The sequence below is a fragment of the Mesorhizobium sp. M0833 genome (genome assembly GCF_040319905.1).
Lineage (GTDB): Bacteria > Pseudomonadota > Alphaproteobacteria > Rhizobiales > Rhizobiaceae > Mesorhizobium.
Genome location: NZ_JAMYOQ010000014.1, coordinates 120,930 through 138,197, shown reverse-complemented (window position 1 = coordinate 138,197; position 17,268 = coordinate 120,930). Strand labels below are relative to the sequence as shown.

At 60.2% G+C, this 17,268-nt stretch carries 7 protein-coding genes; 2 read left to right on the top strand and 5 right to left on the bottom strand.

Going from position 1 to position 17,268, the window contains the following annotated elements; genetic code table 11:
* Nucleotides 1–50 precede the first annotated feature (50 nt).
* Entirely contained in the window at nucleotides 51–839 is a 789-nt protein-coding gene (locus NKH98_RS17895) for a DUF5131 family protein (protein WP_352900232.1), read from the top strand.
* A gap of 25 nt (nucleotides 840–864) precedes the next feature.
* Nucleotides 865–2,127 carry a three-Cys-motif partner protein TcmP gene (locus tag NKH98_RS17890; RefSeq protein WP_352900229.1) on the top strand — a complete coding sequence of 421 codons (1,263 nt, stop codon included), beginning with the start codon at nucleotides 865–867 and terminating at the stop codon, nucleotides 2,125–2,127.
* Nucleotides 2,128–2,310: 183 nt separating this feature from the next.
* Here NKH98_RS17890 and NKH98_RS17885 read toward each other — a convergent pair whose 3' ends face one another.
* Genes NKH98_RS17885 through NKH98_RS17860 form a run of 5 tightly spaced genes read right to left on the bottom strand, consistent with a single transcriptional unit; the run spans nucleotide 2,311 to nucleotide 17,261 of the window.
* The gene (locus NKH98_RS17885; protein WP_352900226.1) at nucleotides 2,311–5,607 is read right to left on the bottom strand and encodes a DUF499 family protein; all 3,297 of its coding nucleotides are present in this window, start codon (nucleotides 5,605–5,607) and stop codon (nucleotides 2,311–2,313) included.
* 12 nt (nucleotides 5,608–5,619) lie between these two features.
* Entirely contained in the window at nucleotides 5,620–8,559 is a 2,940-nt protein-coding gene (locus NKH98_RS17880) for a DUF1156 domain-containing protein (protein ID WP_352900223.1), read from the bottom strand.
* Nucleotides 8,543–12,787: a sacsin N-terminal ATP-binding-like domain-containing protein gene (locus NKH98_RS17875; RefSeq protein WP_502894272.1), complete on the bottom strand. Its 4,245-nt coding sequence runs from the start codon at nucleotides 12,785–12,787 to the stop codon at nucleotides 8,543–8,545. The genes NKH98_RS17880 and NKH98_RS17875 overlap by 17 nt, the downstream gene beginning before the upstream one ends.
* Entirely contained in the window at nucleotides 12,784–13,761 is a 978-nt protein-coding gene (locus NKH98_RS17865; protein WP_352900214.1) for an ASCH domain-containing protein, read from the bottom strand. Before NKH98_RS17865 ends, NKH98_RS17875 begins: the two co-directional genes overlap by 4 nt.
* Nucleotides 13,758–17,261: a DUF8742 domain-containing protein gene (locus NKH98_RS17860; RefSeq protein ID WP_352900211.1), complete on the bottom strand. Its 3,504-nt coding sequence runs from the start codon at nucleotides 17,259–17,261 to the stop codon at nucleotides 13,758–13,760. Before NKH98_RS17860 ends, NKH98_RS17865 begins: the two co-directional genes overlap by 4 nt.
* Between the last annotated feature and the right edge of the window lie 7 nt (nucleotides 17,262–17,268).

Sequence of the window (17,268 nt, the reverse complement as noted above, 5' to 3'; positions counted from 1 at the left end):
GTGGAGCGGACTGATGCGGCGGCAGGTCAAGAAATGCTCGGGAGGGCAAGATGGCTGAAACTCAGATAGAGTGGACAGACTCCACTTGGAACCCCGTCGCAGGCTGCTCGATCGTCACCGCAGGTTGCACCAATTGTTATGCGATGGAAATGGCCAAACGCCTTGAGGCCATGGGCATCGCAAAATATGCGGGGCTTACCCGAAAGACGGGCAAGCGCACGGTGTGGAATGGCGTGGTGCGAGAAGACCGCGAGGCGCTTGCCATTCCCTACGGCTGGAAAAAACCGCGGAAGATCTTCGTAAACTCGATGAGCGACCTCTTTCATGAGGGCGTCAGCGACGAATTCATCCTCGGCGTCTGGAGCGTCATGCGTGAGACACCGCGCCACAACTATCAGATCCTTACAAAGCGCCCCGAGCGAATGGCAGCCCTCGTCGCCTCGCAGGTGGGCGACATCCTGCCCAATGTGTGGCTGGGCACAAGCATTGAAAACGCGGACGTCGTGAGCCGAATCGACTATCTCCGCCAGGCGCCTGCGGCCATTCGCTTCATCTCCTTTGAGCCTCTGATTGGATCAGTTGGCGCCGTCGATCTCCGTGACATCCATTGGGCAATCGTGGGCGGTGAAAGCGGCAAATCCGCTCGACCGATCAGGGAAGAATGGATCGATGAAATTTACGGCCAATGCCTGAGCGCCGGTACTGCCTTCTTCTTTAAGCAGTGGGGAACCTGGGGCAAGGATAACAAAAAGCGTTCAAAGAAGGCCAACGGGCGCGAGTATCGGGGCCAGACCTGGGACGAGATGCCGACCACCCAGCAGGGCACGGTTTCAATATAGAACAACATCCGTCGGGGGGACATAGGTGGTCGAAAAACGATATGAATGGGCCGATGGAGCAAAGCTGGAGGAACACTCGCGCCGCAAACATAAAATCTTGCGCGAATACGTCTTCGACTACCTGACCGTCCGGTGCAAGCTGCCTCAGCAGGAGCGGTTTCGCCTCGCCATTGTCGACGGTTTTGCCGGCGGCGGGCGATATCAGTGCGGCTCGCCCGGATCGCCGTTAATTTTCATCGAGGAATTAAAACGGGCCGTCGAGGCGGTAAATACCCAGCGCGCCGTCCAAGGGCTCGGGGCTGTCGAAGTCGAATGCCTCCTCGTATTCAATGACACCAGCCGCGACGCCATCGAGCTATTGAAGACGCACATCGCGCCCATACAAGCTGAAGCAAGCCAAGCCTGCCCAAGATTGCACTTACGCGTCGAGTATCTGAACGAGTTCTTCGAAGTCGCGTATCCCAATATCAAGCGCATACTGGGGCAAGGCCGGTATCGGAGCGTGATCTTTAATCTCGATCAGTGCGGGCATAGCCACGTCGAGCGGAACACCATTCTCGACATCATGCACTCCTATCCCGCCGCTGAGATATTCTATACCTTCGTCATTAGTTCCCTGCTAGCGTTCCTTCAGAAGGACCAGCCGGAACGGCTTCGCGCCCAACTCGACCATCTCGGCCTGACGAGGAATGACATCCAAGCGCTGGATGCGCTGATGAGTCAGAAGGAGTGGCTCGGCACGGCCGAGAAAATCGTCTTTGACGCTTTCCGATTGTGCGCGCCCTATGTCAGCCCGTTCTCAATCAATAATCCCGAAGGATGGCGGTACTGGCTGATCCACTTCGCCAATGCTTATCGGGCAAGGCAGGTCTACAATAACATCCTTCACGACAATGCCAGCTTGCAGGCGCATTTCGGTCGGTCTGGCCTCAACATGCTGTCCTACGATCCAAAGCATGATGGCATGCTCTACCTCTTCGATATTAGCGGTCGAGCATCGGCGAAGGATCAGCTTTTCGGGGATATTCCGCGTCTGATCACGGAATCCGGGGACGCCATGCCCGTCATGGACTTCTATGAGAGCATCTACAATATCACGCCTGCACATGCAGACGATGTGCATGCGGCGATCATAGAGAATCCGGACCTTGAGGTCATAACCCCCGCTGGAGGCGAGCGGAGGAAGGCCAATACGATTGGCGTCGATGACGTGATCAAGATCAAGAAGCAAATCAGCTTCTTCCCAATGTTCCTGAATGCCGGGAAAAACGGCGGCGCCAAGGAATGACCACGCGGCGGCGTCGGGATCCGGAATGGCGCGAATTCGAACGCCTAGTCGCGCGGATTGAGGCCGACGCCGGGCCTAGGCGCGCGCGTCCCAGAAAGGGATCTCTATGACTATTGCCCAGTCAGTTCGACCGATTCATTTCGAGGATTTCAGCGGGTCCGAGTTTGAACGACTTGTCCGCCCCTATTCGATCGACTTCTCTACGAAGCCCAGCGTGTTGGCGTTTTCGATCAGCGTGCGCACCTTTGCACGGTCCAGCCCCGCGGGAACCTCCGCGTCGATCTCGAGCTTCAGCTTCACTTCACTCCCCGGCAATGTCGTGAGCTGCTCCACAATCGCCTCGACAATCTGATGCATGTCTCTCGCCGGCCGGTCAGGTGAGATCATCACACTGCCCGTGAACCGGGTCGGCTTATTTTCTGCAGGGGGCGGTTCAGGCGCCCCGCCAGTCGGCTGTCCCCCTGTCTCGGGCGGCTTCTCACCTGGTGCTTCGGGACCGCCGGTTGGCCCTGGCTGCGCTGGCGCAGGCCGGTGTGCCTCGGCCACATCGGACTTCACAATGACGCTGTCACTATCGATGACGATCATCGCGTTGCCAGCCCGCTCGATCGCCAGACCCAGATAGGTGTCCGACTTCTCGTCCCATCGCTCGGCATAGGCAAAGGGGCCGGGTAACATGCCGCTCACGGCCGCCTGCACGGCCTTGACCAGAACGTCCTGATTCTTAAGGCGCGGCAGGTAGATGTAGCGGTTGAGATACTCCCGCATATCCTTCAGCGACAGATGCGGCTTGCCATTCCAGATGTATTTCTGGAGATCGCGATCGAGCCGTGTCGGCCCCAACTCCGTGAGCAACCCTTCCTCGGCCACCAACTTCTTGCTCGCCCGCGCCAGTAGTCCATCTTGCGCCGGGATCTTGCCGGAGACCCATTCCACATCGGCCTGCGCGCTCTCCTGCGCTGGGTAGTGCAAATAACACCACGCCTCCTTAAGGCGCGTCTTCATCGTCTCGTTCGCTTCGGCCAGCTTGGCCTTGGCAAGCGCGCTATCGCTCTGCGTGAGATTCAAACGGTCGGTGTCGCGGACGATCTCACCCCACGCCAAGGCCGCTCGCACGGCATCCTTCAGATTGTCGAGCTGGCGTGCATCGGCGGCGATGAAGATCAGCATGTTGCGATAGAGGCGCGGCATGCTGCCGCGCTGCATTAGGATATCCTTGGCCTCGACCAGAGCCTCGGAGCCATCGCGTCCGTTGTGCGGATGCGCGACGCCCAGCACCACAGCACGCACCCCCCCGGCCTCATCCGGCACCTCCGCCGACGACGCAGGTGCGACCTGCACGGCGTCGAAATGCCCCCGATCAGCGAGGGCGTTTACATACTTGCCCAACTCGTTGTCGATCGTCATCAGGACGAGGGCTGTCTCGATTTGCGCTGCCTTGTCTGCTGCGATGCGATTAAGGCTGGCCGACATGGAGTACCAGTAGCGGCCAAGATCGGCGTGCATGAACTTGGCCTGGTTGGTCAGCCGTCGCAACGCATCGCCGAAGATCGCCGGCCTCTCGCCCGGCTGCACGACGCCGAGATTGATCTGCTTGTCGTCGAGGCCGGTGTTCTGCTGCTGATGCGTCGGCGCCGTACCCATGAAGATCGCGCGAGCGACCCGCCTGGTCGCAGAGTATCGATTCAGGTTGGGCGCAGACTGATCAATCTTGTACGGCGTGGACGCCGTGCCATCGACATCGCCCGCGATAATCGATTGCCAGCTCACGTCGAGGTAGTGGAGCAATTCCGGTTCCACGCGTGATGAGCTCACCGCGACGCTCCCCGGCATGATCATCACGGACGGATCGCCGTTCATCCAAAGCTCGTGGATGGCCTGCGCCATCAGACGCAGCACGCCGCGCGTGCGCTGGAACTTTTCGAGCGAGCCCCAGGTCGTATAGAGCTGGTCGAACAGCTCGGGATGGATCGGATAGGCCTTCTCCAGCTTGCGCCTGTAGTCCTCGTCCGCGCAACCCTGCGGGAAGTCGTTGGCGTTCTCGCGATAGAGCTTCGCGAATTGCTTCAGTGTGTTGTCGCGGTGATGGAACTTGTCACCAGGGATTTCCTTGAACAGTCGCCGCCGGACGATCTCGTAGCTCTCTTCCTGGCTTGCCGGCCGCCATGACGATTCGACACGACTGAAGGTCTGCTTGAGGCGCGCAAGCGCTTCCTGACCGCCTTCACCGCCAACCTCGATCTGCGAGGCCGGCAAGGAAGCAACCAGCAGCGTACCTGGGCTGGCCTTGACCGCTTCGGTCAGCGACTGGACGAATGAGAGGTTGGAATCAAACGACCCCGACGGCAGCCCTTCGACCCGGTAAATTTGTCGAAGATAGGCAACCCACTCATCGATCAGGATCAGGCACGGCGCGCACTTCTTGAAGATCGCCTCAAGCAGGTGGGAGCCCGGCGCAATGCCGTTGGCATCATTTTCAGCAATCATGTCGAAGGCCTCGGCCCCGCCAAGCTGCCATGCCAATTCGCCCCAGGTCGTGCGAATCTTTCGCCCTCCCTCAGCATTAAGGACATCCTGCGGCCCTCGCGACGTGCCGACAAGCACCGCACGGTTAATCGCCGGGGGCACGCTTAGCTCATGCTCATCCAGCAGCCGATCAAGCCCGGACAGGTCCTGAACCGGTGTTGGGCCCGCCATGTGATAGAGGGCGAGCATCGAGTGGGTCTTGCCGCCGCCGAAATTCGTTTGCAGTTCGACGACCGGATCACCGCCGCTGCCGGACAGCCTCTTGGCGGCGCCGATCAGGAGCGCGCTAAGGCCCTCGGTCAGATAGGTGCGGCTAAAGAATTGGCGCGGGTCGCGATATTCGGCGGGCGCGCTGCCCGAATGAACCTTGGCGAGATCGGCTGCGAACTCGGCCTGCTGGAATTCGCCGGTCGCGACATCCTGGTGCGGCTCGACCACCTCGCGCCACGGAAGCAGTCCAGCTACGGTCTCGACGGAAATTTCCAGGCGCTGGGTTTTTCGGCGCTCCTCATTGCGCTGAAGCTCTGCGAATTTTGTGCGCAGGATAGTGTCGCGCATCTTCGAGAGCTGCTCGGCGGTCTCACCGGCGCTGATAGCTTCCATCAGACGACGCATTGAGTCGAGCGCGCGCTCAGCGTCATCATAGGTGAAGGTCTCATTGTGTGAGAGCTTGTTGCGGACGTCGCCGAGCTCATTCACCCACGAACGCTCGGCGCGGCCGAGCACAGCTTTGAACGCCTCGGACCAGAAGCGGTCCATCGCGTTGAACAGCGCGGCCTGATCCCATCCGACAGCCCCATCGGTATTCGGGCGTAGGTTTGGCAATTTCTCCAGAACTTGGACCTGCCAGTGCCCTTTAAGCGAGCTTTCCAATCTCTTTTCGACGAACGGAATGAGCGCCGCCGGAAGCAGTTCCATTCCTTCAAAAACATATTGGCGGGTGCTTTTTGCCATGTCCCGTTCCCCTCAAATATCCAGCCGGATCTGACGATCCCCGCTTGTGTCGTGGATCGCTGCCGCCTGCCGCGTCAATTCTGTCCAATCGGCGATCAACGCGTTGTAGGCCGTGGCCTCTTTCGCATCCTTCCGCTTGTTGGCGCTGATGTCGTAGAGGCAGTAAGCGAGGTCCTTCACGGCTTCGGCCTTCGTGTCGATCTTCTTCAATAGGACGGCAGTATCATACGAGATGCCGTCCTTCTCATGCTTCCGGACTAAGTACTGGAGGCATTCCCAAACCGTCAGGTGGCCGTCGCTTTCCGGCTCCCACTCGTCGGTCAGTTCGTCGCGTGAGAGAATGCGGACCTTACCTGCGGCGCTCTCGACGATCCCGGCATGTTTCACGCTTTCGACGGAAATCCCGCGCGCACGGGCGAGGTTATCAGCCGCGCCGTATTCGCCCTTCGCCATACCGTGCTGTTCGAACCACGTGATTGCAAAACGGGTGTCGCCATCGAACTCACCCTGAATGCCGCCCAGGTACTCATCGAGTTCGCGGTTGATGAGCTGAAGCGCGGTCTTCACGCTCATCGGGCTGTCATCCGATTCGAGAACTGCCTTGTAGCGCGAGAAGACGCCCATCCCAGGGCCGATAGCCGATTGCGGCATGTCTGCCGGTGCGATGTTGGCGGCCTGAAGCTCGGCGATGGCCGGGGGCAACTCCCGTTTCAGTGCGCGAGTGAACTCGGCCCGGCTGATGACATCCGCATTCTGGACCCGTTTGCGGCAAACCAGAACGACAGAATTTGCTAGAGCGTTTGTTCCAGTCGCAATAGTTCGCGCCGCGCGCTCCGTTCGGATGGGCCAGGTTCCGACTATCGCGTATCCAGCCGAGATCACGGCCTGAATGAAAGTTGCCCAACCGGTCGAAGCCAGGCCCTCTTCTTCAACCTCACTTTGCTTAAAGGCGTAGTAAATCGTTGCTGGATATTCAGGGTTGGATTGCGAAGCTAAGCCCGATATTGCTTGAGTCATGCCGTTCAGGAAGAATTTTTCTGCCTCGGCGTGGCCGCCGTGGCGATAAGGAGTAGCCACTAGCTCTTCTGACTTAGGAACAGATATAGTCGCGCCCTGTTCGGGATATATTTCTTTAATGTTCCAGCGGAGCCAAACATAGAAGTAGTCAGAAAGGTCCGCATAACCAATGTTGTCGTAATAAGGCGGATCGGTAGAAACAACACAGTTATCTGGCAGCGATACGGTCTGAGCATCGTGCTGAATAATATTCCCAGCCGCATTCGAGCTAAGACCTAAGAGCGCCTTCCACACCCAATCGACGGCACCTAGGAAATTCCCCGTACTGTCACTGAAAACATTACATTCGGCGAAGTCCCAAGTCATGGCGATGCCCTGTCGGGCAAATGTGAACCGGATGAAGCCCGATGAAGACCAAGTCGCCATGGAACTGCCGGCGTCCGCTACGCGATCAATTGCAAACGCCAAGTACACGCAGATTGCCTCGGAATAAGCCCGCGCTCCATTACCCCCATCGCGCAAGGCCTGCTTATCATCAGCATACCCTGCGCTTATCGCATCCCTCTCAATTTCTCGCCGGACTTCTCGTACCAACTCACTAAAGGTATTCAATGCGGCTAGCTGGCGTTCGATAAAATAATCTCTAAAAGTGCTAAATCCGTATCTTCGACCCTGAGCATTACTCGCAAATGTGCCGCGGCACGGAATGTCCAGATAGCTCAGATCCATGCTCTTAACTACGGCCTCAGCAGAGGCTGTAGCCGCTGTCTCGCTGAGCTCGTCCACTGACAAATATCGACGACCCCCCGCGCCTTCAGCGATGATCGCCATCAGTGTCTTACCCATACGGCCATCCGTGGCCATTTGGTCTATATATTCCCCAGTTATTGGAGCATCCGAAAACACGCATCGGAATACGGCCCGGCCTGCCTTCGTACCCTTTTTTGCATTCTCAATTTGCGATTTGGCTCCGCCAGTTCTGACCCGATAGATGATCGTCTTCTTTACCTTGTCGATCGTCGGTTCGATCCACGCTTCCTTGCCCGCGCCAAGGCTTAGCAAGAAGCTCGAAGCAATAGGAACCTGGACATCAGAGAACGCGGGATCGGGACTGGGCACTGTCCTAGCCCAAACCCAGGCTACGACAGTTGCACGCCCTCCGCCCAATTCTCTCGGTAGAGTAACCTGAGGGTAGAGGTGGCCAATACGCTGCCAAGCTTTTTCACGGATCCACTCACCGTAATACCGAATGTCTTCTGCCATACCCTCGGCGTTACGATAGTGAATTCGCCCAGGCACACCCGGATGGATGGCGAGCTTATCTTTAAAGCGAGGCGGTATCTCCACTATCGCTTTTCCGATCATAACTGCAACGGGGTTTAGGTCCGACCCAAAGGAGTTGAGACCAAGGCGCTGTGCTTCGAGTGGGATCGACGCACCACCGGAAAAGGGATCATAAATCGCTGGAAGCTCGTTGCCGCAGCTCCTGCGGATTTCGGCCCGTGCGCGCGCCAGCACCTCCTCGTTGGTCGAGTTTTCCCAGATCACCAGCTCTTCGATGATCTCGAACAGCCGCTTGCGCTCGATGTCAGCGGCGCAGTCCTCCAGAGTTGGCTCAGGCGTTTCAGGCAAGTTGCCTTGCGCGTCGGCCGTACGGTCTCGCCACGTCTGGAGACGCACGTCCAGGTCCGCCTCCGCCTGTTTGCGGATTTTCGGATCGTCCAACAGCTTATCCGCGTAGCCCGATGGATCATCAACAAGCTGGGCAAACAGCACCGCCCGGCACGCCGCCAACGGGCGCCGGGCCCACCACAAATGCAACGTCGACGGATGCCCGTGCCGGATCGATTTCTCTCGAGCCGACGCCGCGTTGATCGCTTCAATCGGGATCGCGACCTCGATGAGCTTCTTCTTGTACTTATAATTCGAGGTCATAAACCAGCCTGTATGTTGCGGGGTGAATGGTGATCTCGCCGCCGTCGCGCAGAGCGCGCAGGCGGGCACCCGTCATTTCAACGGGCTCACCCTCCGGGTTAACGAGAATGAATGAGTAGTTGTCCGGCTTCTGGTCGAGCAGTCCCCAGACGTCGGCTTCAATCTGGAGCGGGTCGCGTTCCAGGCAATGTTCTTTCGGATAATAGTGACGCAGAATCTCGCCACCCGCCGAACGGCGTTCCCACGGGAACCTCGCGCCATTGGCACGCCCGATCCAGCTTCCATCCGAGTGGAAAAAGCGATCCTCGCCATTCGGCCTATAGCCCATGGCCAACGCGAAGCGTGCGATGACGCTCGGACGCGGCGGCTTCGCTGGCGAGCGCGGACGGCTGACGGTCTCCAGCACCAACAGCCTGCCTTCGGGTTCATGGGGCTGCTGCTCAGGCTCCGGCGGGGACGCAGGGCCTCCGTCCTCTGACAGGTCCTGATCGCTCCCCGTCGCAGTCTCGCCGACCGATAGGGCAGCTTCGTCGGGGTCCTCGGACAACTCGTTGACAGCATGGTCATCGACAGGCGCGGTGGCAGGAGGCGCCTCGACGACGGGCGCGGCTGCTTTCTGCTCAGGGCCGAGCGTGAAGTTCTCTTCGAGATATGCCTTGATGTCCTCCGGTGACCGCTCGAATGCATAGGCCAGCGCGGCACGAATATCCGCATTCAGGCTCTTGCCGATCTCCTCCGGGACGCGCTTGGCCAGCTTCGCCTTTGACAGCGGGCTGATGAACAGCTTGCCGTCGAGCCACAGGATATCCGTGAGCCGTGCCGTACCAGCAGGCACCCCATCAAGATAGGGGATGACTTCCAGCTTCGGCGCTCCGACCCAGCTTGTCGCCGCGATCGCTGTTGCAACCGTCCGCACGCGCTCGGTCTCGGCGGGTTCGGTCAACTCGATCCGCACAAGCTGGCTTCCGAAGGCGGTGAGCCAAGCCCGATGATCTTCCAGACCCGGGAACAGTGGAGGCTGGTTGAAGTGTTCCTCGACCAGATCGGACAGCGCCTGCAACGAAGAGAATGGCGGGTTGCGCGCCATGTCGGCGGTGAGCTGGCGGAAATCGGCGGTCTTGCGCTTCACCCAGTCGTGGAGATGCCCATAGGTAAACAGGCTTTGCATGCTGAGCGTATAGGAGAGCGCGCTAGTTTCGACCCATTCGCCTGCCAGGTTCATCCAACGGCCGCACTCGTCCCAGATTCGGGTCGGATATCGCGACATCAGGGTCCGAACACGACGGGCATCGTCAGCTGACAGCGTCTTACCCGAGGCCAGCGTGCCGAGCCATTGCAGAGCCAGATCAGCGGACGGCCGCTCGGCGACCCCGACGCGCCGCCATAGACTGAGATCGATCACCGAGGCCCGTATGACGGCCGCGCCGGGAACGTCCTCCTCGTCTCCGGCCAGGAAGACGCCGCCCGATGTCACCCACGTTCCATCCTGGGCGAGGATCAGCTTCTCGGCCTTGAAGGCGTCCTTGATGCTCTGCGCGTCCGCAGTGGAACAGCCGTCGAGCATCTGATCGAGACGGCGATACCACTTCTCGACCTCGTGAGCAGGAGCCTTGTCCGATTTCGCAAGCGCGCGCAGCCGGTCGAGCAACCGGCCCGGCCCGCTCGGCGTGCTGCGAACGCCGAGCAGGTCGAGCAGCGGCCGCGTCGTTTCCCTATCGAGCAGGCCATGGACGAACGATTCGACGTCGAGCAACGCCTCGGTTTCGGGAGTGCGTCTCATCAGATCTATAGGCTTTTGGACATAACCACGTACGTCTCGCAGGCACGGCAAGTCGCGAAGCCGGACGGCCCACATGGGCGTGAGGTCTCGACGCAACACCGTCCTTTGATGTCCGTTGGACGCCTCTTCGACGACACGGGCAGACGTCTTTTGGGACCAGAATTCGCTCTTTTCCGACAGTAGTTTCTCAGCGACGGTCACCCAAATTGTGGGATCGTCCTTTGCGAGGCGATGCCAATAGGCCCATAGGTCGGACTCGAAATCCCAATCGACGATGTAGAACCAGGGATCTTTGTATCGGATCTCAATTCGGCCAGCGAAGCCGCGCTTCTTCAGATCGTCATCAAGGGAACGCTGCCTGCCGGAAAGAGTGCGCGCCTCAACCAGCGGTGGAAAGGACTTCAGTCCCGCCTTACCAGACGACACCCATTGCAGCCAATCCTCCTTCGAGCAGGACCGAAACTCGGTGACATACGCAGGATGCAAGAGCTGGGTCTGCTTCAGCGTTGGCGGCAAAAGGACACCGAGCGCCCCGCTTTCGTCAAACAGGATGGTCTTTGAAACCGGCCGAAGCTTCTTGTCGGCGCAGGCGAAGCGGAAAGCGTCGCCGGCTGTCGCGCCCAGCTTGGCGGCGATCTGGGCAAGCTGAACACACTCCGCCAGTTTTAGATCGCTGGACCCAAAGAAGTCGGCGGCCACGCGCTCGACAACTGCGTTTACGTCGCTGGTTCCATCAAGACCGATCTCCTCCAGAACCGCAAAAGCAGCCTCGACGATATCTACTCGTCCGCCGGCCGCTTCGCCGCTATCGCGGCGTTGTTCCGCGAGAAAGCGGGTCCAGTTCTGGTTGAGGACAATCAAGTGCCCAGCCAAGAACTCCCAGTCCTCATCGGACTGGAGCAGCTTCTTCTCGCCGAGCCGCACCACCTCAGACGCCGAATAGAGCACTTCCTTGCCCTGAACGGGAACGATGCGAAGGCAATCGGCGTCCTGGCACTGCCAACCCGTCACCTCGGGCGCGATGTAGGTCCAAAGGTTCAGCAGATGCCGCCAGGAGGAGGGACGAGGGAGATGCCGCTCCCGCAGGCGATCTAGCAGATCGCCCTTCGAGAACTCCTCGACCATGTTCCAGTGAACCAGTTTGGTCCGATCGGCGGCCGAAACATGACGGCACAAGGCCGGCCGCGACTTCTCGTCCAACAGGGCCATGCACTGCTCGGCCGGCCAAATGTCGAAGATCGGCAGCGGGATCCCAATCGCCGCGCCGGCGGCAACCACGTTGCCCTCGTCGGTCAGCAGGATCGGCCGGTCATCGATCGCATCCGCGAAAGCCAGCTCGACGATGGCCGCGCAGGACCCCTCGAGTGTGCTTGCCTCCCGATCCACGTCAGGAAGCAGACCATATGCGGCCGCTCGTTCCAGAGTGCCGGTCTTGACCTGTTCGAGCCATTCGACCATCGCCTTGGCCGCGAGTTCGCCCGCGCGCTTCAACAGCCAGCGATTCGTAGGCGAGGTCTCCGGGTCCTTTATCTTGATGCGCGCGGGATCTTGGATGAACGGCGCGTTGCAAGCGAAGGGAAGCGGCGTCTCGACGCCCGTGGGCAGTACGACGTAGAGCCTGCCCTTCGCGCCCAATACGATCTCGACACGGCAGGGCGGGAAATCGCCGCTGTCCTCGGCCCCCAGCATCCGTTCCTTTCGGATTTCGTCGAGCGCGTCGGCAGGAAACGCTTCCTCGGCCGACCGGAGAAGCAGGAGAGCATCGTCCCCCTTGTCGTCCAGCGACATCCATTCGCTCTTGGCGACGGGTCCGGGACCAAGGCTTTGCCAATGGATCACCCGTTCACCGACCTGAAGCCGCCGGATATTCTTGAAGAACAGCAGGGAAACCGGACTTTTCAGCCATTCATCGAGGTTCTTCTCGACCTCTCTGTGCAGAAGCGGGTTGGCGATCTCCACTTCGATCCGAGTGGTTCCAGACGTCAGGCGCCCGCCCGCGATCCAGTGCGGTTCGGTGAACCGATCGCGTTCGAAAGCGACAGCCAATGTCGGCGTAAACAGCTCGACCCGATCGCCCAAGCTGAAGGTGCTCTTGAAGCCGATCCCTCGGAAGCCGATCGTGTGAAGCGCGCGCTTGTTGGAGTAACCGAACCGGCAGATCGACGCGAAGTGAGCCTCGATGAAATCCTCGCCATTGTGCTCGAACACAAAACGATCGTTTTCGATCGACACGCGCGCCTCGCTGGCGCCAGCATCGTCGGCGTTTTGAAGCAACTCGGAAAGGATATGGCGCGGGCTCTGCACCTGCTTGAACAGCTGATGCCACGGACCCGCAAGTTCTGGGTCCGCCTCAAGCTGATCCCAGCGTTTCGACGCGCGCTCCCTAATCTGGTGGAAGTAATTCGGCGGCGCGGAGGTAAAGTTGGCGAGGTCCCTGATGTCGCTCACGACGCCTCCCGCAGCGATCCGGATTTCTTCAGGCTGACGCGATATCGATACGGTGCGACCTCCTCGACCACGACGCGGTCCCCCGCGCGAGCGCGATGCAACTGATAGAACGCGCCGATCCAGCCACGCGCGCGGAAGAACTTTTTCTCACCGTCAAGGTCGGTCTGAATGGATTCTCCACCCCAATAGATCGTCAGGTCGCGCTTCGCCCGCGTCGCCTTATTCGAACCGCCTACGGCGTCGGCCGGGAAGCGGTCGAAAAACGAACGCAGGTAGATGTGGTTGTTCGTGATGTTTCCGCCTGTGATCTCCACTTCACCGATCACACGCCCCGCCGCGGCCTGCGAAGCTGCCGCGACTGGTAGCGTCAGAGGCTGTGCGGCATGAAAGGTCGGTGCCGGTGGGCTCGGCTTTGCCGGCGGAGCAACATCCGAGTTGCCGTCATCCCGTTCAATATCGAGATGCAGCTTTCGTCCGCGCTGGGAGACATCGACCTTCTCCGTATCGGCGCTGCCTAGCTGATCGCGCCCCGAAATGCCAACCAAGGGCATCGCCTTTTCCGGGTTAATCGTCGTGACCGCGGCTCTGAACTGGTCGACAACAGCATCGATGGCCGCGTCGTCCAGCTCGACCCAGGTCACCGCTCCGCTCTTGTGCCGGTAAGGAACCGGGCGGTCGAGCCGACGCACATCGGCGAGCTTCCAAGGCGTGTTCCACTTGGCGACTTCGCCCGAACGGATCATGTGCTCGGGAATGCGGTGATGCCCAAACGTGGCGATCATCTCTGTTGGCGACAACGGCGCGCCGACCTCAATCAGCCTGGCCACGCCATAGACCGCCCCAGTACCTTTGCGGATCAGACCGAACCAGCCGCGATGCGACGCGCCGGACGACCGCATTTCCCAGTCCTTGGTCCCACCGAGAATGTAACCAATCCAAGGATCGGCGATGATCAGCCCTTTGGTAATCCTCATCGCGGCGCCTCCGCGCGCTCGAGCAGGCGCGGCAGGTGGAACTGAATCGCAGTCTCCAAAAAGGATGGCTCACGGTCAACAAGAGGACCGCGCACATAGCGGGGCGCGTGGGCGAAGCCGCCGGTAACGGGGACGATCGCCAGGATGAACTTCTCCGGCTCGTGCAGCGAGGTGATGACCTCCTGCCTTGTGACCATGACGGAATCGGCGCCATCGATGCGGCCCTTTACCTCGATGAAACGCAGATGACCTGATTTGGGATCGTGTGAGGCGATGTCGTAGCCGATCTTCTGGGCCGAAACATCGACGGGTGCGTGCCCCAAGGCGCGCTCCGCCGCCATGACTGCTTCCATTGCGGCGAGCTCGATTATTCTGCGAGCCGCTGGATCTTCCGCGAAATGGGTCGGGATACTCGATGCCTGACGCGTGTCCAGGAGGCCACGTGGAATGACCACCATGCCGCCACGCACCCGCGGCGGCTGGGACGAGATGAATCGCTCGCGTTCGAGCTGATCCATTCGGCGTTTCTGGCGCTCCGCCAACTCCTCGGCCCGACGCTGGGCGTTCTGCCAGTTCAGCCGCGTCTTTTTGCCTGCCTTCTCCTCTTCCTTCAGCTCGAAGGCCCGCGAATCCCAGTAATTGATCTCCTTCTTGAGCCGGGCGCGCACCTCCTGCTCAACCTTCTCGATTTCAGGCAAACGACGCGCCTTGACCTCCGCGACATGCCCTTGCGCCAGCTCCACCGTGGCGAAGCGAATGGCCGTCTTTTCCAGCTCGCTTGTCAGCCAATTCTCGTCGAGCAGGTCGCGGACGGTGCTCACCTCCTCTGCGGTGGCCGGGCGAAGGTTGAGGTGGGGCGCGATGCCGGCGTTGACCGCCTCGCCGGCCTTGTCGATTGCTGCGAACTGGAGCCGCTGCGAAATCACATGCGGTTTGCCGGCGCTCGTCGTGCGGCCGTCCTGCACCGTGTGCTCCAGAAGGAAGATGGCGGAGAGCGCATTGCCCGGATCGGTTTCATCGACCAGAATCGCGCCTTGGCGCATGATCTGTTCATACTGCTCCCGAATGAGGCTGATCACCGCCTCCAACAAGGGGTGCCCAGGGCAGATGAAGGCCGCGACCGGCTGCTGGTTAATCTGGTTCTTCTCGAAACAGACCCGTTCATATTGCTTCTGGATCGGCGCGCCGGTGCCGATCTGGCGATCGCGCTCGCGAATGCGGACCGGCACATAGGTGATTTCCCAGCGACCATCCTCGCGGCGCTTGAGGCGGCCGCCGAGATGCTGGAACGCTGCGACGAAGAAGCTCTGGATGTGATGCGGCTGTAGGCGCAGCGCTTCGGCCCGCTCCATCTCGAGCCGCAGCTCCTCGACCTTCGCCTCGGGCATGGTGTCATTGGTGAGTGCGCGGCGACGAAGCAATTCCAGTAGATGGGTCTGATCGACTGCCCCATCGACCTGCCGGAAGAGACGCGCCTTCACATCCTCCTGTTCACCATACTGGATGGCCTGGAAGAGGAGGTCTTTCAATGCGGTGCCCTCGAAGAGCTCGCCAAGCACGTCATAGACGCGACCGCCCAACGCCTCACGCGCGGCCTCCAGCTTTTCGAGGAGTCGCCCATAGACCTCGCCTTCGCGCGTGTCGGCCGCCACGAGATTCCACAAGTGACAAACCTCGGTCTGACCGATGCGATGGATGCGGCCGAACCGCTGCTCGATCTTGTTGGGGTTCCAGGGCAGGTCGTAATTGACCATCAAGTGGCCGCGCTGGAGGTTCACGCCCTCGCCAGCGGCATCGTTGGCGATCAGCACGAGCAGGTCCTTGTCCTGCATGAAGCGTTCGATCACCTTCCGGCGCTCCTCGCGGGAAACGCCACCATGAATCACATCCACGGCCTCGGGATTGCCCAGACGCGCACGAACCTTGTCGAGCAGGTAATGGAGCGTGTCCTTGGGTTCGGTGAAGATGATCAGCTTACGGCGATTGCCGGCGGCGTCGAGCATCAGATCGTCGTCGAGAATGCGATTGAGCTGGGTCCATTTCGTATCCACGCCCGAGCGCAGAACGCCCAGCGCCATCAACTCCAGGCCCTTCAGCGTCTCAACCTCCAGCGCAAGCTGCTCGACGGTCTCAGCCGTCGTCGCGCCCGTCGAGACTAGATCCTCAAGCTCGTCGATCTCCTCCTGTCCATACTCCTCGATGTTGCGCAGCACGTCCGGATTGACCGCCGGCTCGCTGATCCCGGCCCGACGCCCCTTGGCGGCGAGACGCGCTTCACCGAGTTCGCTCTCCAACCGCTCGCGACGTCGCTTCAGCGACTGGTAGATGGCGGCCGGCGACGACGCGAGGCGCCGCTGAAGAATCTGCAGCGCGAAGCCGACATTGTTGCGCTTCTTGCCGTCACCTTCGGCGAAACGCAGCACTCGGTTCATCTCGTTGCGGACATATTCGGTGACGGCGGCATAGAGCGCGGCCTCGCCTTCCGAGAGCTGATATTTGACCGTGCGGGCACGGCGCTCGGGAAAGAGCGGCCGTCCATCGAACTTGAGCAGTTCCTCCTTAGTCAGCCGCCGCATCATGTCTTCGGTGTCGGCATAATGGACGCCGTCGCGGAACCGCCCTTCGAAACGGTCGCCGTCGAGCAGCGCCATGAAAAGCTGGAAATCCTCTTCCTTGCCGTTGTGTGGTGTCGCCGACATGAGCAGGAAATGCCGGCAGACCTGACCGAGTTTCTGGCCGACCTGATAGCGCCGGGTATATTTGATCTCACCACCGAAATAGGTCGCCGACATGCGATGCGCTTCATCGCAAATGATAAGGTCCCATTCGCGCGCGCTCATGAGCTTGTCCTGAAGCTCTTCATTGCGCGCCAGCACATCGAGACGGACGATCAGCCGATCGCGATCATTGAACGGGTTGCCCGACCGCGAGGTCTCGATCATGTCGCGGGTGAGGATGTCGAATTCGAGGTTGAACTTCTGACCGAGTTCATCTTGCCACTGCTCGACCAGGCTGCCCGGCGCAACGACGAGGCAGCGCTCAAGATCGCTCCGCGCGATCAGCTCCTTCATCAGGAGACCGGCCATGATGGTCTTGCCAGCGCCGGGATCATCTGCGAGCAAGAAACGCAGCGGCTGGCGCGGCAACATTTCGCCATAGACCGCCGAAATCTGGTGCGGCAACGCATCGACCAGACTCGTGTGGATGGCCAGATAGGGGTCGAAATGATGCGCGAGCTTGATGCGGTTGGCTTCGGTCACCAGTCGCAGAAGCGCGCCGTCGGCGTCGAAAGACCAGGGTCGGCCACTTTGGACCACCTCCAACCGATGCTCGTCGTCCCGATAGAGCACCGCTTCCGCGACCCCTCCGCCATGGTCGCGAAAGACCACATTGACCGCCTGGTCGCCGATCCAGTCGACGGATACGACCTGAACAGGCTGAGCGGATGCAATGCCGCGAACGGACGCGCCGTTCTTTATCTCCTCGAGCTTTGCCCCCATTATCCGA